Below are 23,778 nucleotides of genomic sequence, written 5' to 3' on the forward strand. Positions count from 1 at the left end.
GAGGCGCGGCATCCGTTCGCGCCCATAGGATGGACTCACCATGGATGACGAAGTCTTCGAGGACTACGACCGGGAGCTGGAGCTCGCGCTGTACCGCGAGTACCGCGACGTCGTCTCTCAGTTCCAGTACGTGATCGAGACCGAGCGGCGCTTCTATCTCGCCAATGAGGTGAACGTCGTCCGTCGCGACACCGAGCACGACTTCTACTTCGAGATCTCGATGACGGACGTCTGGGTCTGGGACATCTATCGGGCGGACCGCTTCGTCAAGGCCGTGCGCGTGCTGACCTTCAAGGACGTCAACGTCGAAGAGCTCCAGCGCCGCGACTTCCACCTTCCTGAAGAGCTCTCGCTCGACACCTGAGCCACTTCGCCGGGCCGATCACCCTTCGGTCGGAGCCATGCGCCAGCCTGCTGTGCCGCGCGTCGCGGCGCCTTCCAGGTGCAGCAGTCCGAGGATCGCCTCGACCTCTTCGGCGGCCATTCCCGCCCGGCGCGCGATGTCGGCGGAGTCTCGCCAGGCTCGCACGCTGAGCGCGTCTCGCACCCGCGTGGTGTCGTCGGTGTGCGGGCGCCCGTCACCCCTCGGATCCGGGAGCGTGTGGCTGAGGCCCAGCAGATCCCGGACATCGGCCGCGCTCGTGATGCACTGAGCGCCGTATTCGCGGAGGAGCCGGTGCGTGCCCGCGGAGGCTGCCGAGGTGATGGGACCGGGAACCGCGCCCAGCCGACGGGACAATGCCGCGGCGTGCCCGGCGGTGTTGAGGGAGCCGCTGCGCCATCCGGCCTCGACCACCACCGTGGCGTCGGTGAGTGCTGCGATCAGACGATTCCGCTGGAGGAAGCGCCACTTGGTCGGCGCCGAGCCGCACGGCACTTCGCTGACGACCGCGCCGGCTGCCGCCACGCGCTCGATCAGGTCGGCGTGTCCTGCGGGGTAGGCCCGATCCACGCCGCCGGCGAGCAGCGCGACCGTGAGACCGCCCACCTGGAGCGCGGCGCGGTGTGCGGCCCCGTCGATCCCGTAGGCCCCGCCCGAGACGACGGGGATGCCACCTCCCGCCAGCTCGGCCGCGAGCTCGAGCGCGACATGGTCTCCGTACGAGGTGGCGGCTCGCGCGCCGACGATGGCGACGGATGGCCGGAGCCGCTGCAGCGCCTCCGCGTCTCCCCGCAGCCAGAGGCACATCGGCGCATGCGTCTCGAGGTCGTCGAGCTGGTGCGGCCACGCGTCGTCGGCGCGGGTGACGAGCGATACGCCCGCCTTTCCCGCGCTCTGAAGGCCCAGAGCGATCGCGTCGGCATCGAGCCGAGGCATCCACCGCTTTCGGCCCTCGGTGATGTCGCGCGGATCGACGGCCTGCGTCCACGCCCCGTCCGCCACCACCACCCGCAGGGCGTCCTGTGGACCGAGCGCTCTGACCAGGCGCCCTGCGGCGGAGTCGCCCGGTTCCACCAGGTGCGACCAGACGACGGTGGCATACCGCTCGATCACTTCCCGGTCGGAGTCGTCCGGATGCCCGAGCGGCGCCAGCGCGCGCCGTGCCATACCGGGGGAGATGTCGAAGCGCGTCACAGTGCGATTCCCTTCTTGAGGTAGAGCGCGCGGCCGATCTGGTCCGCGCCCAGCTGGGCATGCCCACCGAGATCGGCGAGCGACCACGCCACCCGCAGAACGCGGTCGTAGCCGCGCAGCGTGAGGGCCCCACGATGCAGAGCGGCATCGAGCGGGCGGCGCACGGCCGGAGGAGGCGCGCCCGGGCCCTCGCGCAGCCAGGTTCCGGGCACCTGTGCGTTGAGGCGCCAGGGGGTGCCGGCGAGACGCCGCGCAGTGCGTGCCCGGGCGTCGGAGACCCGCGCCCTCGCCTCGGCGGTGGTCGTGGCGGCGCGGCCCAGTTCGCGCTGCGCCACGGAGACGCGCGCGAGGGTCAGCTCGATGTCGATGCGGTCCAGCAGCGGGCCGGAGAGGCGCCCGAGATAGCGCCGGATCGCCGCCGGGGGACAGGTGCACGTGCCGCCGCGGATGCCGTAGTCGCCGCACGGGCACGGATTGGTGGCGAGCTTGTGGCTGGGGTTTGCGGCGTGTCCGGTGTCCAGTGCAAAGGGGTGATCATACGTTCGCCGATGTGACAGACTCTCGCAGCCGTTGGACGCTGTATCGCGTGCGTGATGCCTTCGCCCCGCCGCAGTTCGCAGCATTGTCGGCCCTTTCGGAACCCGAGTGGCGCTACTGGCGGTCTACGAACGGGATTCCCCTGGGTACGCCCTTTCTCATCGCGCCTGACCTCAGGTACGACGTCCAGCTGAACAAGTTCTTCTATTCGGTCGACATGTTGGCTTCACGTATGTCGACGCGACTGGGCTACGCGAGAGATCTGAAGGGCTTCCTGGATTTCCTCGAGTACGGCCGCAATGGCACGGGATGGCGGGACGCGAATGCCGAAGACCACCGCGCCTATCTGGTGTGGCGACGGGAGGACGTGACTGGCCCGCGCGTTAGTCCAAGTACGTGGGACCGTGGCGTGAGCGCGGTGGACCGCTTCTACCGGTGGCAGGTCGATAACCGTCAGGTCGCGACGCATCCCATTCCGCAGCGCGCAAAGCGCAATCTAGCTCGAGACGGCTTCCCGTCGGCGCCTGGTCTGACGCCAGCGACCTATTCGCATTCGGCTAGACGCGGACGGATTACCTGGCTACCTGCTCGTTCGTATCGCATATGGCGCGACGTTGGTCTGCGCGGATACGGGCATGACGGTCTGAGGGACCCGCTCTTCCGCGGCCGGTGGGCTGATCGAAACGCTGTGTTTACTGACCTCATGGTCCGCACCGGTTTGCGGCTCGCCGAACAGTCCGCATTAACGACGATTGAGCTTCCAGGGGTTCAGTCCGCCCACGGGTATCACCGGTTCTGGTTGCCGGAAGCAATCGCAAAAGGAGGGTCCGCTCGCTGGGTGTATGTGCCTACTCGTCTCCTTCGCGCCTTGCACTCGTACATGGACATCGATCGGCGAGTTTCAATCGCTCGAGCTCAGCGACGAGGCACTTATGAACGTGCGAATGGCGGGTTTCTTTACCTCGACGACCGATTGCGCGTGCACGACACGCCTATGGAGGACCAATCCTCGAGTGTCTCCGTCAGACTCGAGCATCTGACGGCAGAGGAGCGCCGCCTCCTGCTGATGCGCGGGCAGTCAGGCTGGGAACCGGCATCGTTGTGGCTAAGCGAGGAAGGAATGCCGATCTCCACGTCTACATGGAAGGACCTTTTCCGCCAAGCGAACCAAAGGTGCGCGAAACACGACATCGGTGTTTCCGCCCATGCGCACATGCTGCGCCACACCTTCGCGGTCCTGACGCTGGAGCAACTGCAACGAGGACACATCGCGTCGCTCACGCATCTGAATCCAGCGCAGCGCAACCATTACACGCGGGTATTCGGTGACCCGCTCGACTGGGTTCGGCAACGGCTGGGGCATAAGAGCGTAACCACGACGCAGGTGTACCTGCATGCGCTGGAAGAACTGGAGATGCAGACGAGAATGACGCTCGTGTCCGACCCCTGGGAAGACTCGCGCGACAGCGCCCTGGTTGTGACACACGACCCGGGATCGGCATCATGAGTCCGCGGGGAGCGACGCGAACAGGCCGCGCGGCGGCCATGCCGGGAAGCCGATACGTGCCCGCGCCCGCCGTAGTCGGCAACCTCGTGGAGTTCCACGGCGAGGACGACCGCTCGTACACGTTCGATGTCGGAACCCTGCCTCTCCCGGGCTGGCATGACGCAATCGCGGCGAGCTGGGCGGCGAGAATTGGCGAAGCGGGATCCTTGCGAACACGCGCGTCGGCGCAAGCCGCGTGGGGCCGACTAGGTCGGATGATCCGTCACTACGCCCAATTGCTCGATCCACCGCGGGCACCAAACAATCTCACAGCCGATCACGTCGACTCCTATCTGCGAGTTCGCGCGATCGCGATTGGCGTCCAGGCCGCGAAGGAAGAAGCCCGCAACGCCGCGCTCACTTTCGACCTGCCTCCCTTGGCGGGCATGGTCGCCCCGGAGCTGCGTGACCGGATGCGCCAACACAATCGGAAACGCCATAGCCCACGGCCGGGATATTCTGACGGTGAACTGCGGCGGATCATTACGGCAGCACGCGCGGACGTTCGAGCGATTCGAAGCCGGCTCACTCAGTCCGGCGGCGTCCCGGAGGCGGAGCAAGGACGCTTCGAAGCTGCACAACAGAGCGGTTTCGTGTCGGTAGCGGGGCTGCCTGTCCAGGACCAGACAGAGACCCGGGATCGGATTGCCCGGCGCCTGTTCGTCACCGCCGACGACTTGATCCCGATGTTCGTTCTGCTAGTAGTCACGACCGGCTGGAACGTGGAAGTCATCAAAGAACTCCCGTCCCGATTCCGCCGAATCGAGGACCTCGCCGTCGAAGTAGAGGTGACGAAACGGCGACGCGGAGCCGGACGCTGGCACCAAACCACGACATGGGAAATCGGCCCCGCGCATAAAGAACTCGAGACCCCCGGCGGACTTTACCTGCTCTTCCACACGCTGATGGCTCCAGCACGTGCACTCGTCTCCGACGCACCCTTCTGGGTGACTTGGCACCGCGCCGGTCAAGGCAAGCAAGGTGTGAGAAGCACATTCGGCAAAGCACTGAGCGTAACCACGGACCTGCAGGGATGGGTGCGCTCGCGTGGGATCCTCGCCGACCCTGTCACCGAGCGCGACGCTCCGCTGCCGCTGGTGCTGAACTTCAACCGGCTCAAGACCAGCATTGATGTCCGCCGCACACGCCAGATGGGCGGTCACCTGCCGAGCGCTGCGCGCAGCAACAGCACCACCGTCCTATTCCGCAATTACCTGTCCGGCGACCCGACGACTATTGACTGGGCCCGTGAGGTCGTCGCGGATGCCCTCACCGATGTCGAGAGAGCCTCCTGGGATGCGCATCGGAAGTCACTGGAGGTGCCCGGCAGGACCTCACTGCGGATCCGACCGTCCACCGAAGTGGGCGGAGCAACCGCAGACGGGGCGGAGACTGCATGGACGCAGTGTGCTGACCACGATCATCATCCCGCGACGGGGCGGCGATGTACGGCAAGCTTCCTGGATTGCTTCCACTGCGGGAACTGTGTCATTACGGACGACCATCTGCCGCGCCTCTTGAGTCTCCTCGACGCGCTCGAGCAACGCCGCCATCAAATGACCGATAACGCCTGGTGGGAGCGATACGGCGCCACGTGGGCGGCAATCCGGCTCGAGGTCTTACCGACCTTCAGCGAAGCCGAACTAAGCCATGCCGCAAAGACCAAGCCCGATGACAGTCTCCTCGACCTCGTCGAGCCGACATGGGAGCAGCCATGAGACCGCATCACCTGTCAGACCGGGCCACCGAAGATCCCGCCGGAATCCTCGTACTGCAGGGGCGCCCGTTGCGTCCGGGCATCACGCTCGAGGAGACGGCACGGTTCGGTGACGATGAATGGCCGATGGGTCCCGGTGTGCTGCAGACGCAGCAGCGCAACCTCAATCTCCGATTCGACTCTGTTGGCGAGGAGTACCGGCATGTGCTGAAGCTGTTCACCTACACAGCCCTGTCCGGCCCGCTCCCACCCAGCGAGGCACGATTGAGCCTCAGCAGCGTCTACGCCACGTTCTACAACGTCGCCGTGTTCCTACGATGGCTCGACATCAACCACGGCGGGCGTCCCATCTCGCTAATCACCGCGGACACTCTCCTGATGTACCAGCGACATCTCCTCACCGCTCACCGAAGCCCGCAACGTCGTCACGCATTGCGCGCCGCCGTCACGTTCCTGTGGCGATACCGGCAGCCGCTCGGCACCGAAGCATTGCGGCTGGACCCGCGACGAATTCCCGGGTGGCGGGAGCAAGGCGCGCGTCCCTCGGAGAACACCACCGCAAGGATCCCTGAGGCTGTACACAGTAGGACGCTGGTGTGGGCGATGCGTTTCGTGAACGACTTCGCCGATGACATCATCACCGCCGTTACCACCTGGGAGAAGCTGCGACGCCCCAGACCACCGAGCCGCAATGCCCGCCACGTCAACGATGCCAGCATCACCGACTACCTGGCCAACGCGCATGCCGATGGCAAGCCCTTGCCAGGATTCAACGGGCGGGTGAACCACGCGGCTATCGCGCGCACGATCGGATGCAATCGCCGCGCGGTCGACGACCACGCCGTCAAGTTTGCGGACGCGGCTCGAGAGTTGGGTGTGTCTGACTTCGTCTACCTCGACGTCAACGTGAAGGGACGCATCGACGGGAACCCCTGGATCGACGGTGTCACCCTCGACCCGGCTCGCGATGACTCTCTCGCTGTACTCACACAGATGCTGCAGGCCGCGTGCTACATAACCGTTGCGTTCCTCTCCGGAATGCGCGACAGCGAGGTCAAGCATTTGCGCAACGGTTGCAGCACCACACACCTGGATGGCAACGGCCGACCCTACCGCTGGACGGTCACCGGTCTGGCGTTCAAAGGTGAAGACGACCCAGCTGGAGTCGCCGCGACGTGGGTGATCGGAGCACCCGCCGCCCAGGCAATCAGCGTCCTCGAACGAGTGCAAGCTCACTCGCACAACCGCACCGACTGGCTGTTCGCACCTATCAAAACCGGACCGGGTATCGGATCCGCGGGACGCCACGGTAACAAGACGATGACCAACGCCGGCAGCAACCGGCAGCTCAACAGGTTTATCACCTGGGTCAACGACTACTGCCGAGCCCGTGGTCTTCGCGACAGCATCCCCTACGTCGATGGAAAGCCTTGGCGACTTAGCACACGGCAGTTCCGGCGCACTCTCGCTTGGTACATCGCTCGCAAACCAGGGGGATCCATCGCTGGCGCGATCGCCTATCGCCACCACAGCATCCAAATGTTCGAAGGGTATGCCGGCACCAGCGACTCCGGATTCCGCGCCGAAGTCGAAGCGGAACAAGCGCTCACCCGTGGAGAGGACCTCCTCGCCGCCATTGACCGAAATGAGCACACCAATCTCACGGGTCCCGCCGCTCAGGAAGCTGAGCAACGCTTACAGAAGATGGGCCGCGACGCACGGTTCGGTGGCACCGTCACGACAGACCGACAACGCTTCCTCCGCCTGATCACTGTCAACGCCCCGGCGGTCTACCCCGGCAAATATGTCACTTGCGTGTACACGCACAGCAAGGCGCTCTGCAGAGATCAGAACCAGACCACGGACTCGACGCCCGACCTTGGAAACTGCAAGCCGCTCGCTTGCAAGAACGTTGCCCTAACCGAAGCCAACCGAGCGACCTGGCAAGCCGAGTTGACGAGCATCGAAACGGAACTGAAGTCGACACCCCTGCTCCCGCCTTTACTGATCGCGAAACTCCAGGATCGGCAACGACAAATCACGCAACTTCTAGATCGAGACGGAACGCCAGCATGACTCGACGACTTGACCTTCCAACAGAGGCGAGGGTTGCTCGCGCACTTGCTGACCTCCGAGCAGTGTCAGAGGGCCCTGTGACTGCGAGAGCGTTGGCGGGGCATCTCGGATTGTCCAACTCAACATTCTGGCGATGCTTCCCCGCCATAGCGCAGACGGTCGCCGACGAGCGGCGGCAATCGTTGCGCAACACACCGCCAGCCCAACTGTCGCCCGAGGCGAACGCTCGTCAGACGGAAGCTCGACTCCGCGCGGAAAACCGTGTTCTGCGCGGGCAACTCGACCTGGCAATCGCGACGATTCAGCGGATGTCGCTGGAACTCGACGATTTTCGAACTCAGAGTCAGCAACTAGCCGGAATCGCACGAATCCGCCCCGAGATCGGTGACTGAGCCCTGGTAGCGGGTTTCTCGCACTGACTCTGCCTCCACTCGAGGGCACGTCGGGCGCCGTCGCAGACCACTGAGACACCGAGCCCAACGTGCGAAGAGCGCCCGATGCTCAGCGGTCGGCTTGATCTCGCAATCACAGCAATTTGAGGGCTTGCTGGAGTCCTTCAACCGGCGCGTAGGTGAACGAGTACTCGGACGAGATCGGGTGCCCGTTGTCAGCCACGGCCCGCCAAAGGACTCGATAATCGCCTGCGGCACCGAGCTCCGTCAACTGATTGCCATCCTCAGCTCACGAATCTGCGCGGAGTGTGAGCCGACCTGGACGCACTTCCGAGTCAAGGCCAGCGACAAAGGCGATCGCACCCACGCGGGTCCAATAGTGGATGAGCCAACCGCGCAGCAGTTCGATCTGTGCGACCCGATCGAACACTGTTCGCGACGGGTCATCAAAAACGGAGGCCCAGTCGTCAGGGGCAAACATCGCGAGGAGCAACTCGTCGCACGTGGGGCCGCCTCCATGCTCATCCCACCACTCGCGCGTTGTTGTGCATGCGTGGTCAGCCATAGCTGACCCGTTCGGCTCGGCAACAAGACTGATTAGCGCCTCAAGAAAGGGCTCGTGCACCAGAAGGGTGAACGAAGAGATCTCCACGCCTCCGCTGGTCATAGGTAGAACTTTGCCATACCGATTAGGCCTTACGGGATAGGCCTCACAGACAACCTGAGGAGGTGTCCAATCCGATCTCGCCGCCACGCGACTGGGACTCATTTGCCCGAGAGATCGGCACCAATATTCAGCGCCATCGCGTCGCACGTGGGTTCAGTCAGGACCGAGTCGCATACGAGGCAAACCTGAGTCGATATACCTACCAGAAGCTGGAAAAGGGTGAGTCTCGCCCTGGCACGCCCGCAAATCCGAGACTCATGACACTGCTTGCCATTTCACAAGTCCTACGCGTGACACTCGACGACCTGCTGCCCCCGACGGTGCCAGATCTGACCGCACGCTGATCGCCTAGGCCCGTCGCTCCGTGGCCGGAGGTTGCGGAGACAGTCGCCCGCACTGATCAGCAGATCAAGCTTTGTGGCCTCGCTGAGAATGTTGAGTGCTCTTGCGGTCCGAATCGGGCATCGACTCGTGAAGGATCCCGAAGGAAGTCACCGACTGGACGAAGAACACGATCCAGCAGACGTGCGCGCAGTGATTGCACCTGCGAGAGCACGGGCAATAGGTTGGTGCCCCCGGAGGGATTCGAACCCCCGACCCTCTCCTTAGGACGGAGTGGCTCTTCCACTGAGCTACGGAGGCCAGCACTCCGATCTTACCGGTGGGTGTTCGCTTCGATGAATGCTGCAAGCGACACGCGCGAGATGTACTTGCTCGCCCCGACTTGCGTGAACTCGATACCACCGTCCTTGATCAGCGCATGCAATGTCCCATAGGAGATGCCCAACTCGGTGGCCGCGTCTTTCAGCTTGAGCAACATCGGGCCGCCTTCGGTCTGTGCGTGCAGCTGAACGCTCGACATCTCGGCCTCAGATTCGACGACCTCGACCTCACGCTCCTTGATCTCCCACCTGCCGGCGTACGCCCAGGGACTGGTCAATTCATCCTTGACCTTCTGCGCGGCGGCTTCCTCGTCGGTGGCACGCACCCAACGCTCCGCCACCTCCACCTTCGTTATGACAACCCTGAATCGCATGGTGCCCCCTGGGCGACTCGCCCGACCTGAAACGGAGAGGGCCCCAGGGTTGCCCCCAGGGCCCGAGCAGCTCCGTCCTGGGACGATGGTACGCCTGGTTCGCCTCAGTGATCCATCGCGAAGAGTCCGTTAGCCACTCGCGAGTCGGACGCCCCGGGGGCTGTCACCGAGGCGAGATGAGGGGGCTCATCGACTCGTCAGTTCTCGCCTCGGAGCCCGAGTACCGCCACTCGTGGAGTTGAGGTTCCGTCGTCCACCAGAACTCCGCGAAGTTATCCAGCTGGATCAGCTCGCCCATATTTTTAGGGTAGAGCACTGTCCAAATGAGCAAAGTCAGTTCTCCACAGGGCTCACTGATGATGCCCACGTGCCGCTAGTACGGTCTCAATTCGGGTGCGTTATAGAGCGCTCCCCCACCCTTGCTCATGCGAGGGAGACCTTGACCGCGCTAGTCGCCGCGAACCGCGTTTGAGCTTGCACTTCCGAGCCTCTCCTGCACGGTTCCGTCGCGATGGGCAAGGGGCGGCCGCGGCGTGTCGAGAAGTGAGGATGAGTCCGCTGTGAGCAACTTGTCGGTCAGAATGGGGCAAACGATCTTACGGAGTGGCCTTGGCAGTCGACTTTTCGCGCATCGGTGCAAGTCGCCGGCCCGCACCCATCGATCCGCGCGACATTTTCACGTCCTTGCCGAACAAGCCTTGGACGCGCCTGCGCCTCGAACAGGGTGAGGTTCTCAAAGAGTGGTTCGCCAAGCGGACCGAACGTGACACGGTTATAAAGCAGAACACGGGAGGCGGGAAGACGGTAATCGGCTTGCTCATTGGACAGTCGAGCCTCAACGAGCAAGCTGGGCCAGTTGCCTATCTCGCACCAGATACGTACCTCGCGGCGCAAGTTGTCCACGAAGCTGAGCGCCTCGGCATAGCCGTGACTCAGGATCGACGAGACGACCGATTCCTCTCAGGCGAAGCAATTCTCGTGACAACGTTCCAGAAGCTTGTGAATGGTCGTAGCGGATTCGGAGTGATTGGCACGGGGCGTCCGATCCAACGGATCGGCACCGTCATTGTCGACGACGCACATGCGGCACTTTCTATCGCCGAGCGTCAGTTCACGGTCTCCGTGGAACGCGGGCACGAGGCCTACAACAAGCTGGTCGAGCTCTTTCGCGACGCGCTTGCTCATCAGAGCGCGGCGGGCGCACGTGCCATTGACGACGGCATTCCGTCGTCGCCAATCTGCGTGCCGTTTTGGGAATGGCAATCGCGCCTCAGTCAGGTACGAGACATCTTGGGTCCGTTCGCCCAGCTCGACTCCGAGCCATGGATATTCTTTGCTTGGCCGGCACTTTCGCAGGTACTGGAACTGTGCACCGCTACTGTCACGACCGACACCTTCGAGATAAAGCCCTACTGCGCCCCAGTGGACCTGATTCCCGCGTTCGCTCAGGCGGATCGGCGCGTCTACCTGACCGCGACTCTTGCCGATGACAGTGTGCTGGTCACTGAGCTTGGAGCTGAGCCGTCCAACGTCGCAAAGCCCATCTCGCCGGAACGCGCTGCTGACCTTGGGGATCGGCTGATTCTCGCTCCTCTTGCGCTCAATCCTTCGCTGAGCGAGGAGGCCGTGCGCGCACTGGTTCGAGAGTTCGCGAATGGGGACTACACCGGCAGCGGCACGCCGACTGATCCAGCAATCAACGCCATCGTGCTTGTGCCGTCCAACGTACGAGCCGCGAAGTGGGCTCCTTACGCCGACGAAACCTGCCGAGTCCAAGATCTGGACGCGGTCGTGCAGCGGCTCAAGGGCGGAGAACACATCGGAGTCGTCGTTCTTGTGAACAAGTACGACGGCGTAGATCTGCCTGGCGATGCTTGCCGTCTCCTGGTGGTCGACGGCGTGCCGTTTCCGCTTGCACCGAGCGAGGCACGGGAAGCGAGTGCACTAGCGGGCACAGATACCTTCGCTGCTCGGCAGGTACAGAAGATTGAGCAGGGCATGGGCCGCGGAATCCGCGACGCCGAAGACCACTGTGCGGTTCTGCTTATGGGAGCCGACCTCGCGATGACCCTGAAGAATCCGAAGTACCGCGATCTGTACTCGCCGGCCACGCGGGCGCAAATCGGTCTGAGCCAGGACGTCGCAGCTCAGCTTCAGAACCAGGGAATCGACGCGATCCGCGAGGCACTCGGATTGTTCCTGCGCCGTGACCCGGGTTGGCTTCAGGTGAGCAGTGAGGCCATCGCCGGCATCGCATATGATTCCGACGGCCACGTCACTGAAATCGCCGTGGCGCGAAGGCAGGCGTTCGACTTAGCACGGGCTGGACAGACCCTCGAGGCATCGAGCCGTGTTGCCCAAGCGCTTGCGAGCATTGCGACGCCTTACGAGTCCGGATGGTACCGGGAGGAGGTGGCTCGCTACCAGCACGCCACAAACCCAGACGGCGCGCAGTCGACGCTTCGCGAAGCCCGGCTCGCGAACATCAACGTGTTGCTGCCCCTGTCGACACCGCCGGTGCAGCGCCTACGAGCGACGGCTGAGCAAGCGCAAGCCGCGAGCATCTTCCTCACAGGCAAGTACGCGACTGGTGTTGAACTTGTCCTTGGCGTCCAGATGATGCTCGGGGACATGGCATTCGATCCTGCCCGAGTGCCGGATGCCGAAGCGGCGTTCATGCTGCTTGGGCTTCACATCGGCTTTGCGGCTGAGCGACCGGACAAGGTGTACGGCACTGGACCCGACGTTCTATGGTCGGTGCGCGATGACCTGCAGCTTCTTATTGAGCTGAAGACGGGCGTCACGCGCGCGGACCTTCGAATCAAGAAGAGTGAACTGGATCAGCTTTCCGGGCATGTCAGTTGGCATCGGGCAAACTACGGATCCCAAGATTCGTCGATTCCGGTGCTCGTCCATCCAGAGTCAATTCACCTCACTGACGGGACGCCTCCGCCAGGGACCAGGATTCTCACACCATTCGGAGTCGACGATCTCAAGACACGGGTAAAGGCGTTCGCGGATGCTGTCAGCGTTGCGGATGGGTGGAAGATGCCGGAGCGCGTGCAAGCCTTGCTCAGTCTGCACGGTCTGACGGGGCGTGATGCGCTCCTCAGATCTACCGTTGCGCCGACGAGCGCCTGAGTTTGCAGCGATATGTCAGCCCAGAACGACCCGAGGCGCACGGGCTCGCGGCAGAAGAACCCCCGGGTCACAAAGTGATGCGGACGTCGACTCACGCGGGAGGCGTCCACTTACGCGCCTGATCATCCCAGATCACGGTTGAAGGCTCTGAGGGGAGCGCATCGAGGTGTGCCTCCGCATCCGAATTGACTTTCTGGCCGCGGATCGCGCGGACCATCTCATCGACGCTGTCGAGCGCGCGGAGTGCCACTGCCTCGCTGTTGGTCTCGATAACTGCGGTCATCGAAGATTCATCGTTGAGAAGCGTGAGATTTATCGTTGTCGATTTTTCTGCGTCGCCCCCCGGCGGTGTGCGTCGGCTACGGAAGAGGATCAGCACCCCTTCCCAGATCGCACTGCTTCCAAGCCCGGTCAACAGATCCATTGCGACGCTGAGGAATATCTGCGGGTCGGGCAGGAAACTGAACTGAAGTGCTCGCTCGGCAGAGATCAATTCGGGAGCGACTCCGGCCGACCGCATTGCAGTCTCCGCTGCCAGAATGGCGTCGTCGTCAAACCATGCGTGGTCTGCGCTGATTGCGATCTCGGGCGCGTCCGGTTCGACGTAACCAGACGGACGGTCGATCGGCGTCGTCATGGTGAATGAAACGGAGCCCAGATCGTTGGCCCAGTGAGCGTCATCCGGGTGAATCTCGACGCTGAAGCGCAGCAGATCGATGCCGTCTGCACGGTTCTCGACGAAGGCGTCAAAATTTCGGACGCGAATCGGGCGACCGAGGTCGTGTTCGACATGCATCGGCAAGCCGTTCGCTTTGATCGACGCCGCGGCGCTCTCGAGCATCTCGCGATCGAAGCCGGTACCCCCGTACGCCCCGATCCGCTCGGTGGTCATCATGATCCCGTTGACAGTCTCCCAGCGCTCTTCAGACATGTTCATGATCATGGCATGTGGTGAGCGCATCAGAAGTCGCTCATCCTGAAAGAACGACGGAGGCCGGCTTTAGGCGTTGAGGCTGTTGCGTCAGAGTCGAAACTGCTTCGCCAATATCACTCCTTGCGCTCATCCGTGCTGATGAATGAGCCATCCTCTGCCAGCTGTAACACAAGTCCGAGCGCGCCGGTGATCTTAGCCAGAGTGGCGGTGCTCATGTCCTCGCCGCTTTCGACGCGAGCCACGGAGGGCCGGGAGACACCGGCCTGGTCGGCGAGTTCCTGTTGGGACAAGCCGGCGGCGAGGCGGGCCTCACGGACCCGCTTCGCGATCTCGGTCATCGGGTCAGTCCGCTTGGTCATCATCGTCAGCTCGCGCATTGTGCTTTGCGTGCATCATCTCCGCGCTGATAGCGATGAGCTTGTCCATCACATCCGCGTCAGCTAACGCCTTCTTGATCTCCCCAGCGTCCTGGAAGGCTTGGAATGCCGCGTACTCAGCCGCGTCCGAGAATTTCGTCGAACTGTCCAGCTGCTCGACAGTGTTGCTCTTGGCCATCGCCACGGCCTCTTCGTCGGCATCGAGGTAGCCCCAGTAGGCGGTGATAAACCCGGAGATGCTCGCGGGGTTCGCCTCGATGCCTTTGGCACTGAAAAGCTCGTTGACCTTCGCAATTGCCTCGTCGATGGGGCCCTGTGGTTTCGCGGTTTCGCTTCGCGGCTGCGTGCCGAAGGACGGCAGTTCGAGGCCTTGGTTGTCGCCGCCGACCCCAAGTGCGTAGTTCTCGCCGACCTTACCCGGCATTACCTTGACGCCGGCGAGTTGCACGCCCTCCATGTAGCTGTCGTCATATGTCTCCGGCGTTAGGTGGAGGTTCCGCGCGAGGAGAGCCATCAGCACATACCGGTGCGCCAGGTCCGCGTCCGAGAAGTCAACGATCTGGGAGAGGAATTGCCAGCCGTTCCGGAAGCTGATCGCATCCGAACGAAACTGCTTGAGTTCGTCGTACCGCTCTTTGTCGCCGGCGAGCTTCGCTTGCTGCAGTCCTGTCACCCAGGCGTGCTTTATCGGACCAAGCGAATGCTGGATCGCCTCACCCCCCTTCTTCTCTTGGTATGCAGCCACGACCGCATCAAGTTGGTCGGCCGTGTACAGGCCTGCCGAGTCGAGCCGCTCAGCGAGGGTAACGAGCTCGTTCGGGTCGAATTCGCCGTTGATGCTCGCCGAGGTGTAGTACTGCTCGAAGTCCTTTTGGATGCTTGCTGGGCTGTTCACGAAGTCGACCACGATGGGGGCCGACTTGCCCGGGTAGATGCGATTGAGCCGTGAAATCGTCTGCACAGTCGCGACGCCAGTGAGCACCTTGTCGATGTACATGGCCACGAGGCGCGGCTCGTCGAAGCCGGTTTGGAACTTGTTGGCCACGATGAGGACCTTGTACTCGTCCTCCTCTCGGAAGGCTCTGGCGACGTCAGTCACGCCGTTCATCGATACTTCCGTAACTTCCTGATCGGCACCGTTCGTAACGGTGCCGGAAAAGGCGACGAGAGTCCGCAGCTCCTTCTCGTAGCCCTCGTTGGCGATGTAGCTGTTCATCTTCTCAGACCAAAGGACGGCGTCCTTACGCCCCGAGGTGACGACCATCGCGCGCGCCTCACCGCCGAGCAGGCCGAGGACGTTCCTGCGAAAGTGCTCGACAACGACCTGTACTTTCTGCGCAATCGCGGTGGGGTGAAGCTGTGCAAACCGGACGATCGCCTTTACCGCGCGTCCAGTCTCGACTTCGGTTTCGGTCTCTTCATCTCCCAGGGCGTTCCTCACGCGAAGGAACATGTCGTAAGTGGAGTAGTTCGTGAGCACGTCGAGGATAAAACCCTCCTCAATCGCTTGGGCCATCGTGTAATTGTCGAAGGCTTGCCACCGTTCTTCGCCGTCCAGCTTCGTGCCGAACAGGCGCAGAGTCTTCGCCTTCGGTGTCGCCGTTAGCGCGACGAAGGTGATGTTCGCGCTCTTTGCGATAGCCGAGTCCGTTGCGGCGAGCAGATCGTCCGCGGTGATCTCCTCATCATCGGCGAGGTCGACGTCAACGAGGAGTGACTTCAGCGCGCGAGACGACGATCCTGTTTGCGAGGAGTGCGCCTCGTCGGCGACGATTGCCCAGCGCCTACCACGCAGCTCGTCGGTGTCCTCGATGCGCTTCATGACGTAAGGGAAGGTCTGCAGAGTGCAGGTGATGATGTGCCCGCCCTCGACAAGCGCGTTCTTCACATGCTCCGACTTCGCGCCAGACTCCGAACCCACATTGACGATGAGTCCCATGCTCGACTGCACGAGCCTCATGTCGGCGCGCACGTTCTCGTCGAGCGCCGTGCGGTCTGTGACGACGATTATGGAATCGAACGTCGATGTGCCATCAACTCCCATGTGCCGAATGAGTCGGTGAGAGAGCCAGGCAATCGTCTTGGTCTTGCCCGACCCCGCCGAGTGCTCGACCAGGTAGCGCCCGCCGGGGCCGACCCGCTCAATGTCCGCCACAATGCGCTCGACTGCGCGCAGCTGGTGGAATCGGGGAAAGACCAGGCGTCCGTCGCCACTCTTCGAGCGCCCCGGTTGGTACAGCGCGAAGTCCTTGATGATGCGCATGAAGGTCGGACGCGCGAGAACCTCTCGCCACAAGTAATCCGTCGCCGACCCGGTGGCGGACGGCGGGTTGCCCTCGTGCCCGTTGTCGCCCTGGTTGAACGGCAGAAAATGCGTCTCGGCACCGGCGAGTTTTGTCGTCATGTAGACGCGGTCGTTCGATACCGCGAAGTGCACCAGCGCGCGCCCAGGCGCGAGAAGCGCTCGCGAGGCGCCGGGCACGCGGTCGTTCTTGTACTGCTTGATCGCATCATTGACCGTCTGCGTATTGTCAGTCTTGAGCTCGAGCGATGCGACGGGTAGACCGTTAGCTGTGAGAACCACGTCGACGGTCTCGGTGGTCTTGGTATCGAACCGCACCTGACGCAACACCCTCAGTCTGACCGAGTTGGCCTGATCGATGACGCTGGCAAGATTCGGATTCGCTGGCGGGAAGGCCATGAGCGGACCAAATTTCGCCGTTGGACGTCCGACCTGCGCGAAGCTGAATCCCTTGCGCAACACGCCCAGCAGCCCGCCCATGGGATGTCCGGTGATCGGGTCCATCTTCGTGACTTTGCCAAGCTCCTTGACGATGTGATCAAGGAGCTTGATCTGAGCAAGCTCGAGAGCGCCGTTCACGAGGTCAGAGGGCACCGCCTTCTCGTACTCGTCGGGGTATTGCGTAGCGAGCCAGTGAAGTACGTCGCCGACAACCATCGCGCGCGCGACATCCCACCCCGCGAGGTTCGGGTTACCTCTATCGCTGTAGATCCAGCCTCGCTCGGCTAGTGCCTCGCAAAGGTTGGTCTCGAACTCGGCCTCCATCAGTTGATCGGTGCTCACGCGACGACCTTTCGTCCGGTGACAACGTCGGTGATGAGAGCCGAGCGCCGCTCAAGCAAGAGATCTTTGAGGTCGCTGACCTTGGTCAGCATCTGGTCAATGCGCCCAGTGACCTCATCGAGGTCATCCGTCGCCTGCTTGAGGGATTTCGAATCGGCCACTGGAATCAAGATCAGCAGGAGATCGCGGACGTTGATACGCGGCGTCCGGACGCTGGTCTGATCGGCACCGCCGATCCCGCGCAGCCGCTGCGACATCTCATCGACGAACCGCGGGGAACGCATCACATAATGGCCCCATCTTGCGTCGAAGCCGTTGATCGGACGCAGCACTGCGTAATCCGGACTCACCAAGCCGTCGACGTTGGTCCGACCCAACCCGCCTTGGAAAGCTCGCATCCGGTTGACGACAATGTCCCCCTCGCGAGCGACCTTGTACTTCGTTAGGTCCTCGCCGGCACGCTGCTTGCTGGAGGAGTCTTCCCGCCGCTGGATGCCGTGGTGGATCGAAACCGAGAGCATCGGGAGATGCACCAGAGTGGCACCTGCTCGTTCGTCGATCTCGGTGACGAACCACTGCAATCGCTGCAGGGCAAATCCCCGTGCAAATGTCGATGACCATACTGAACCTCGCCGTTCGCGAACACGCGCTGCTAGTTCGTCGAGCTTCGTGATCATCGCATCGATCTCGCTAGTCTCACGGTCAAGGTAGTCTGCGATGCGCTTCTGATCCTTGAATGGCACGAATGGGACGCGAATCCGATGCAGCGCTGTGGCTTGTATCGCGGGATAGCTGACGCCGACCGACGTCGCCACGATCTCGTCCATAACGCGATCGGACCCAACTACGTATGCGATGTAACGCGGGTCAACCCGCCCGGCTTCGGGCCGCAGTATGGCGAATCCCGTCGAATAGATCCGCGGATTATCCGTCTCTTCGACACGCGCAATGGCCCGCAGATACGTGCGAACGGTCGAAACGATCACATCGTTGGGGCGCGCAACCCGCCGCGCTCTCGACGGAGCCTCCGCGAAACTCACCGTCTCAAGGTCTTCGTTGATGTGTCCCTGCGAGACATTCGAGATGTCGACGTACTCGAACGAGTATCCAGGGTCGGTCTTGTCGGAGAGTGCCTCGTCGTTTATGGAACATAACGCCCAGAGCGGCGCCGCCTCAGGCACCCTCGTGCACCGCCTCGAACATCATGCCTAGCTCGGTCATCAGGCGTGCGACATCGGCATCGATTTCGTCGAGCTTGCGCGGTTCGTTTGGTGCGTAAAAGATGCGCGTGAACGGTATCTCGTTGCCTTCCTTCGCCTTGACCTCATCCCAGGTCGCGCCCTCGGCGAACGGCAGCACCTCCCGCTGCATATATTCGCCGAGGTCCTCGCTTAGCGGCACGCGCTCGATGATCTTCCAGCCGTCGAGCAGCACCGGCTTGCCTTTGCGATCCACTGCCAGTGGGGCGTCGTCGTCCTGAACCCCCATCGCAGCAGCCACCGAGTCGATGACTCCGACCGGGGCCTTGAGACCCATGGCTTTGCATCTGTCCGCGAACGCCTCAGACAGGGTGTTCCACGGCGAGCCGTGGAGGCCTTCCATGATCGCGGCGTAATCGCTAGACCAGCTCTTGTGCTTCGCAACCTGGTTTAGAGCGTCCTGAGAGAACCGTGTCGCGAGCCGGGCCTGTTTGTAGACGGGTACGTCGCGGAACATAAAGTCTTCCTTGACCATGACTCGCGAAATAAACGCATCTGCCTCCTCGAAGGCCTTGTACGCCTCGTGGACGAGCTGGCGCTTCCTCTCGGTCATCTGACGTCGCTTGAAGCCCATAGGCTTCCGCATCGAGTCCCACTTGGCCGAGGCGTTTATGAGCTGTACCTTTCCCTTGCGCTCGGGCTCCTTGTTCGTGTCCAGGATCCACACGTAGGTCGCGATTCCTGTGCCGTAGAACATATCGTTCGGTAGCTGGATGATCGCGTCGATGAGATCCTCGTCGAACAGCCACTGCCGGATCGCGTTCGGACCCTTGTCGCTCGCAAACAGCGGTGAAGCGTTTGATACCACGGCAGCGCGGCCGCCGTGGCCGGCCTTGCCAGCGGGTGCGAGCTTCGAAGCACAGTGCGCAAGGAACAACATCTGCCCGTCGCTCGTGCCCGGCAGGCCGTGCGAAAAGCGAGAACCCGACACAAGCGATTGCTCCATCACAGAGGTCTGCTGCACCTCCCAGTCGCTCCCGAAAGGCGGGTTCGACAGGACGTAGTCGAACCTCCGGTCCTCGTACTCATCCCTCAACAACGTGTCACCCTGACGGATCGCGTCGGGCGGGCCGCCCTGGATGAGGAGGTCGGCCTTGCCCAAGGCGTAGGCGCTCGGCATGAGCTCCTGGCCGAAAAGGTTCACCTCGATGTCGGGGTTGAGCGCGGCGAGATGATCCTTCGCGACGAGAAGCATGCCTCCCGAACCTGCAGTGGGGTCATAGATCGAGCGCGTCGTGCTGCGGCCGGCGAGCGAGTCTTCGTCCGAAGCGAAGAGGACATCGACCATGAGATGAATGGCATCCCGTGGTGTGTAGAACCCACCCGCTGCTTTGCCCTTCTTGTCGAAGGCGCGGTACATGACGTCCTCGAAGAGGTCGCCCATCGCGGTATTCGGCATCGATGCTGCAGAGAGGTCAAGACCTGAGAAGTGGCGGATGACCGCGTGTAGACGGTTCGCATCAGCAAGCTTCTTCACGAGGCGGGGGAATTCGAACGATGACCAGATGTCCGAGATGTTGTGCGAGAAGCCTGCGACGTAGTCGAGCACGGAGGCTGCGACGTTGTCGTCCGTGGCGGCGATAGCCGTCAGGCTCAGCGTTGAGGTGTTGTAGAAGCTCAGGCCAAACCGACGCTTGACTTCGACGTCGATGAAACGTGTGGGTGTGTCCTTCTCGACGAGTGTGTGGACGAGTTTGCTGAGTTCGTCCTTCGTCTCCGCTAACAGACACTCGAGGCGACGCAGAACGGTGAACGGCAGGATGTAGTCGCCATACTCAGTCTCCTCGACGACGTTGCGCAAAAACTTGTCAGCGGTATCCCATACGACGTTCGCAGTGGTCGCGGCGCGCTGGGCCTGGGCCGGTACGGAGCTGGTCATCGAGCCTCTTCGCTGATCGGGAGAACCTCCTTTGTATCAGATTGTTTACTTCCGATCCTTCTCATCACCGACAACCTCGAGAGCGCAGAACTGACTTGCGCGGGCGAGCATCACGTCTCGGCCGCCGAGTAGGGGGTCGGCCTTCCGGAGGCACGTACGCGTCACCTGCGGGTCGTCGTGATGCTCTGAACACTGCCCAGTCGTACACAAACGGCGACCAGCTGGAAGCGCGCGGGAAACTGCGCGCTGGCGACCGACCTGTGGATCGTGATCGAGCCGTTCTCGAGCGGCTGGCGCAGGGCGTCGAGGGCGCTCGCCTGGAACTCGCCGGCCTCGTCGAGGAAGAGCACCCCTTCGGTCGCTCGTGCGATCGCCCCTGGACGGACCGTGCGGGATCCGCCGCCGACCAGCGCCGCCACGCTCGCACTGTGATGCGGCGCCTCGAACGGGGGGATCCGCGAGAGCTCGACCACGCGGCTTCCCGAGAGACTGCGGATCGACGCGCTGGTCAGGGCAGCCGAGTCGTCGAGGTCGGGCAGGATGCCGGGCAGTCGCCGGGCGAGCATGGTCTTGCCGGCGCCGGGCGGACCGCACATGAGCAGGTGATGCCCGCCCGCCGCGGCGACGATGAGCGCGTCGACGGCTTCGCGCTGCCCGATGACGTCGGCGAGGTCGGGCTGCTCGGGCGGTGCCGTGTCGTCCTCAGGCAGCGCGACCGGCTCCTCGTCGGGTACGTCCACCTCGGCACCGTGCCAGGCGGCGACCTGGGCGAGGTTCGTCGCGGCGATCACCTCGATGCCCTCCACCAGGCGGGCCTCGGCCTGGTTCGCCCACGGCACGACCACCCGGCGATGCCCGGCGCGCGCCGCCGCCACGACGGCGGGCAGGATGCCGGGGATCGGCCGCAGTCGTCCGTCGAGACCGAGCTCACCCAGATGCACCGTGTCCGCGACGGATGCGGCATCCATCGGCAGCTCGGTGGCCAGCGCCGCGATCGCGATCGCGACGTCGAAGCCCGACCCCTGCTTGGGCAGGCTCGCGGGCGAGAGGTTCACCGTCAGGCGCCGGCGGGGAAGTGGGATCCCGCTGTTCGCGCACGCGTTGTGGACGCGCTGGACCGCCTCGCCGAGCGCCTTGTCGGCGAGGCCGATGATCTTGAAGTCGGGTGTCTGGTTGGAGAGGTCGGCCTCGACCTCGACGCGCTCTCCCTCGGCGCCGACCAGCGCGACGGCCCACGTGCGCGCGACGCTCACGGCACCTCCACGTCGACGATGTGCTCGAGCCGCGCCGTTCGCGGGTCGGGGCCGATCAATCCGACGGCGTCGATGCGCAGCCGCCGGCCCTGCACCGACGCCCGGTTCTCCGCCGTCCACGCCGCGGCGAGGCGCCACAGGCGAGCACGCTTGCGGGCGTCGATCGCCTCGAACGGATGCCCGAACCCCTCGCCGCGCCGGGTCTTCACCTCGACGACGACGATGGAGTCGCCGTTCGCGACGACGAGGTCGATCTCGCCGGCCCGGCAGCGCCAGTTGCGCGCCAGGATCGCATACCCGCTGTCGTGGAAGTAGCGCGCAGCGCGATCCTCACCGTCGCGCCCGAGCGCGTCCTTCTGTGCCATGTGGGAATGGTGGCGCGGCCGCGGTCGCGGCCATGGCCAGGTCGCGGCATCCGTTCACCCGTCGTTCGGCGGCCCCGCTGTGGAGGAGATGGCGTTCTCGTCGATTCCCGCGCGGAGCGTCGCGGCAGCGGGCCGCCGGCGGAGGGGCAAGCTGGACGCATGAGACTCGGTGCGGCGGCGGAGAGCTACGCGGAGCATCTCGCCGAGGTGCGCCGGCTGTCTCCCGCGACCGTCCGGGCGTATCGCGCCGACCTGACGGACCTCGTGACGATGAGCGGCGACCCCGAGCTGGTCGACGTCGATCTCGAGCTGCTGCGGGAGTGGCTGTGGCAGGCGACCCAGCGGGGGGACGCCCGGGCGACGATCGCGAGGCGCACCTCATCCGTGCGCGGCTTCTTCGCGTGGGCCGTCGAGAACGGCCGGCTGGCCGAGGATCCCGCCCTTCGACTCGTCGCACCCAAACGAGGTCGCACCCTGCCCAAGGTGGCGACGGCCGACGCGCTCACCGGCGTGTTCGAGCGTCTCGCCTCGGCCGCCGCGGACGGCGACCCCCTGGCGCTCCGGGACCACGCGCTGCTCGAGCTCCTCTACGGCGCCGCGGTGCGCGTCTCGGAGCTGTGCGGCCTGGACGTCGACGACATCGATCACCGCCGCCGCACCCTGCGCGTGCTCGGCAAGGGGTCCAAGGAGCGGGTCGTTCCTTTCGGCGGCGCGGCAGCGCGAGCGCTCGAGGCGTACCTCGTGCGCGGTCGCCCGGCCCTCCTGGCGCGGCGCGAGGAGGCCGTGGCCTCGACCGCGCGGTCCGCGGTCTTCCTCGGGGCTCGCGGCGCGCGGCTGGGCCCGCGAGCGGTCTACGACGTGGTCTCGCGCATCCTCGGACCCGAACTCGGCGCGATGGTCGGCCCGCACGCCCTCCGGCACTCGGCGGCGACCCACCTGCTGGACGGGGGCGCCGACCTCCGCGCGGTGCAGGAGATGCTCGGCCATGCGAGCCTCGGCACCACGCAGATCTACACCCACGTGTCGAGCGAGCGGCTCACCGCGACCTACCGTCTCGCGCACCCTCGCGCGTGATGGCCGTCAGCAGCAGGGCAGCAGCACGGCGCGCGGCACCCCGCCCAGGAGCAGCATCGGGTTGATGTACTCGCCGTGCAGGCGCACGCCGAAGTGCAGCACCCCCGGCACGGCGTGCCCCCCGAGCGCGACAGTCCCCACGTCGTCGCCCTGTGCGACCGGCGCCCCGGCGGTGAGGAGGGTGTCGATCGGCTCGAGGGTGGTGACCAGCCCTTGCCCGTGATCGATGGTCAGGATGCCGCGTCCGGCGACCCCGCCGGCGAACGCGACGGTTCCGGTGGCCGGCGCCCGCACGGACGAGTCGCCCGTCGGGCGGAGGTCGATCCCGCGATGCCCGGCGCCGTACCGGTGAGCGGGCGCCGCGAACGGTCGCTCGAGCCGGAACGGCTCCACCGGCCATGTCCAGCCGGAGGAAGACGTATCCGCCGCCGACGGCGCTGCCCGGTGGCGCGGGACCTGCTCCGATGCCGTGGACGGCCCCGTGCCGCCCACCGCCATCGCCGCCGCGGTCGCGATCACCGCCCACCGTCGAAGGCGGCTGCGTGGTCGGGGCGATGAGCGCATGCTCACACGATGGCGAACGTTCTCCTCGCGGCCGGCCGGGTCGCGGAAGCCGTGGACGACAGCCCCGAGACCCGCGCGGGGGAGAAGGCGCTGCTGATACACTGGACCTGCACCCCGCGAGTCGGGGTGACTCCGCGTGCCCAGAGCACTGCGGCGGTCCGCAGGACCCCGCGATGCGGCATCCACTCCCAACGGTCTCACAGAGAATCTGTGAGCGGGCGTGTGCCGGGCACCAGGCTCGCCGGCCTCGACCGGCGCGAACACAACCGCAAGAGGCGCGCACGCGCCAGAACAGGAGAA

At 64.1% G+C, this 23,778-nt stretch carries 21 protein-coding genes, 1 tRNA gene and 1 pseudogene; 8 read left to right on the forward strand and 15 right to left on the reverse strand.

The window, feature by feature from the left end; all coding sequences use genetic code 11:
- The first annotated feature begins 40 nt into the window (after positions 1 to 40).
- On the forward strand, positions 41 to 364 hold the full coding sequence (locus tag SOM19_RS08410; RefSeq protein WP_137844915.1) for a DUF2469 family protein: 324 nt from the start codon (positions 41 to 43) through the stop codon (positions 362 to 364).
- A gap of 18 nt (positions 365 to 382) precedes the next feature.
- On the opposite strand, the gene dprA is transcribed toward SOM19_RS08410, so the two are convergent.
- From dprA to SOM19_RS08425, 3 genes and pseudogenes are all read right to left on the reverse strand, one after another.
- Entirely contained in the window at positions 383 to 1,576 is a 1,194-nt protein-coding gene (gene dprA / locus SOM19_RS08415) for a DNA-processing protein DprA (RefSeq protein ID WP_320486079.1), read from the reverse strand.
- Complete coding sequence (locus SOM19_RS08420) at positions 1,573 to 1,911, reverse strand: magnesium chelatase subunit ChlI family protein (RefSeq protein ID WP_320486695.1); 339 nt, start codon at positions 1,909 to 1,911, stop codon at positions 1,573 to 1,575. The genes dprA and SOM19_RS08420 overlap by 4 nt, the downstream gene beginning before the upstream one ends.
- A gap of 9 nt (positions 1,912 to 1,920) precedes the next feature.
- Positions 1,921 to 2,199 (reverse strand): annotated as a pseudogene (locus tag SOM19_RS08425) (ATP-binding protein); the annotation flags it as partial.
- Here SOM19_RS08425 and SOM19_RS08430 point away from each other — a divergent pair.
- The 4 genes from SOM19_RS08430 (at position 2,163) to SOM19_RS08445 (ending at position 7,844) form a co-directional block, all read left to right on the forward strand.
- A complete protein-coding gene (locus tag SOM19_RS08430) occupies positions 2,163 to 3,620 on the forward strand; it encodes a tyrosine-type recombinase/integrase (RefSeq protein ID WP_320486080.1) in 1,458 nt (485 codons plus the stop codon). The pseudogene SOM19_RS08425 and the gene SOM19_RS08430 overlap by 37 nt on opposite strands.
- Before the next feature lie 254 nt (positions 3,621 to 3,874).
- On the forward strand, positions 3,875 to 5,377 hold the full coding sequence (locus SOM19_RS08435; protein WP_320486081.1) for a hypothetical protein: 1,503 nt from the start codon (positions 3,875 to 3,877) through the stop codon (positions 5,375 to 5,377).
- Complete coding sequence (locus SOM19_RS08440) at positions 5,374 to 7,452, forward strand: hypothetical protein (protein WP_320486082.1); 2,079 nt, start codon at positions 5,374 to 5,376, stop codon at positions 7,450 to 7,452. The genes SOM19_RS08435 and SOM19_RS08440 overlap by 4 nt, the downstream gene beginning before the upstream one ends.
- Before the next feature lie 77 nt (positions 7,453 to 7,529).
- On the forward strand, positions 7,530 to 7,844 hold the full coding sequence (locus SOM19_RS08445) for a hypothetical protein (protein WP_320486083.1): 315 nt from the start codon (positions 7,530 to 7,532) through the stop codon (positions 7,842 to 7,844).
- Between the two features lie 133 nt (positions 7,845 to 7,977).
- Here SOM19_RS08445 and SOM19_RS08450 read toward each other — a convergent pair whose 3' ends face one another.
- Together SOM19_RS08450 and SOM19_RS08455 are read right to left on the reverse strand one after the other, a co-directional pair.
- Positions 7,978 to 8,115, reverse strand: coding sequence for a copper resistance protein CopC (locus SOM19_RS08450; RefSeq protein ID WP_320486084.1), 138 nt, complete (start codon positions 8,113 to 8,115; stop codon positions 7,978 to 7,980).
- A gap of 18 nt (positions 8,116 to 8,133) precedes the next feature.
- A complete protein-coding gene (locus tag SOM19_RS08455; protein WP_320486085.1) occupies positions 8,134 to 8,511 on the reverse strand; it encodes a hypothetical protein in 378 nt (125 codons plus the stop codon).
- 62 nt (positions 8,512 to 8,573) lie between these two features.
- On the opposite strand from SOM19_RS08455, the gene SOM19_RS08460 reads away from it, so the two are divergent.
- Positions 8,574 to 8,855, forward strand: coding sequence for a helix-turn-helix domain-containing protein (locus SOM19_RS08460; RefSeq protein WP_320486086.1), 282 nt, complete (start codon positions 8,574 to 8,576; stop codon positions 8,853 to 8,855).
- A 223-nt stretch (positions 8,856 to 9,078) separates the two neighbouring features.
- On the opposite strand, the gene SOM19_RS08465 is transcribed toward SOM19_RS08460, so the two are convergent.
- Positions 9,079 to 9,153: transfer RNA gene (locus SOM19_RS08465), tRNA-Arg, on the reverse strand.
- 13 nt (positions 9,154 to 9,166) lie between these two features.
- Complete coding sequence (locus SOM19_RS08470) at positions 9,167 to 9,499, reverse strand: helix-turn-helix domain-containing protein (RefSeq protein WP_320486087.1); 333 nt, start codon at positions 9,497 to 9,499, stop codon at positions 9,167 to 9,169.
- Between the two features lie 657 nt (positions 9,500 to 10,156).
- Here SOM19_RS08470 and SOM19_RS08475 point away from each other — a divergent pair.
- Positions 10,157 to 12,688, forward strand: coding sequence for a DEAD/DEAH box helicase (locus tag SOM19_RS08475; protein WP_320486088.1), 2,532 nt, complete (start codon positions 10,157 to 10,159; stop codon positions 12,686 to 12,688).
- A gap of 91 nt (positions 12,689 to 12,779) precedes the next feature.
- On the opposite strand, the gene SOM19_RS08480 is transcribed toward SOM19_RS08475, so the two are convergent.
- The 7 genes from SOM19_RS08480 to SOM19_RS08510 all read right to left on the reverse strand — a co-directional run bounded on the left by SOM19_RS08480 (position 12,780) and on the right by SOM19_RS08510 (position 21,840).
- On the reverse strand, positions 12,780 to 13,619 hold the full coding sequence (locus SOM19_RS08480; protein ID WP_320486089.1) for a hypothetical protein: 840 nt from the start codon (positions 13,617 to 13,619) through the stop codon (positions 12,780 to 12,782).
- 116 nt (positions 13,620 to 13,735) lie between these two features.
- Positions 13,736 to 13,999 (reverse strand): helix-turn-helix domain-containing protein, encoded by a 264-nt coding sequence (locus SOM19_RS08485; RefSeq protein ID WP_320486090.1) that lies wholly within the window; start codon positions 13,997 to 13,999, stop codon positions 13,736 to 13,738.
- Positions 13,965 to 17,084, reverse strand: coding sequence for a type I restriction endonuclease subunit R (locus tag SOM19_RS08490; RefSeq protein ID WP_320486091.1), 3,120 nt, complete (start codon positions 17,082 to 17,084; stop codon positions 13,965 to 13,967). The genes SOM19_RS08485 and SOM19_RS08490 overlap by 35 nt, the downstream gene beginning before the upstream one ends.
- The gene (locus SOM19_RS08495) at positions 17,081 to 18,265 is read right to left on the reverse strand and encodes a restriction endonuclease subunit S domain-containing protein (protein ID WP_320486092.1); all 1,185 of its coding nucleotides are present in this window, start codon (positions 18,263 to 18,265) and stop codon (positions 17,081 to 17,083) included. The genes SOM19_RS08490 and SOM19_RS08495 overlap by 4 nt, the downstream gene beginning before the upstream one ends.
- Complete coding sequence (locus SOM19_RS08500; protein WP_320486093.1) at positions 18,258 to 20,222, reverse strand: type I restriction-modification system subunit M; 1,965 nt, start codon at positions 20,220 to 20,222, stop codon at positions 18,258 to 18,260. The genes SOM19_RS08495 and SOM19_RS08500 overlap by 8 nt, the downstream gene beginning before the upstream one ends.
- A 161-nt stretch (positions 20,223 to 20,383) precedes the next feature.
- Positions 20,384 to 21,475 (reverse strand): YifB family Mg chelatase-like AAA ATPase, encoded by a 1,092-nt coding sequence (locus SOM19_RS08505; protein ID WP_320486094.1) that lies wholly within the window; start codon positions 21,473 to 21,475, stop codon positions 20,384 to 20,386.
- A complete protein-coding gene (locus tag SOM19_RS08510) occupies positions 21,472 to 21,840 on the reverse strand; it encodes a YraN family protein (protein ID WP_320486095.1) in 369 nt (122 codons plus the stop codon). Before SOM19_RS08510 ends, SOM19_RS08505 begins: the two co-directional genes overlap by 4 nt.
- Positions 21,841 to 21,999: 159 nt before the next feature.
- Here SOM19_RS08510 and SOM19_RS08515 point away from each other — a divergent pair, with 159 nt between their 5' ends.
- Positions 22,000 to 22,914, forward strand: coding sequence for a tyrosine recombinase XerC (locus SOM19_RS08515; protein ID WP_320486096.1), 915 nt, complete (start codon positions 22,000 to 22,002; stop codon positions 22,912 to 22,914).
- 6 nt (positions 22,915 to 22,920) lie between these two features.
- On the opposite strand, the gene SOM19_RS08520 is transcribed toward SOM19_RS08515, so the two are convergent.
- On the reverse strand, positions 22,921 to 23,433 hold the full coding sequence (locus SOM19_RS08520; RefSeq protein ID WP_320486097.1) for a murein hydrolase activator EnvC family protein: 513 nt from the start codon (positions 23,431 to 23,433) through the stop codon (positions 22,921 to 22,923).
- Between the last annotated feature and the right edge of the window lie 345 nt (positions 23,434 to 23,778).

The sequence above is a fragment of the Microbacterium sp. CFBP9034 genome (assembly GCF_034045255.1).
In the GTDB taxonomy this organism is placed as follows: domain Bacteria; phylum Actinomycetota; class Actinomycetes; order Actinomycetales; family Microbacteriaceae; genus Microbacterium.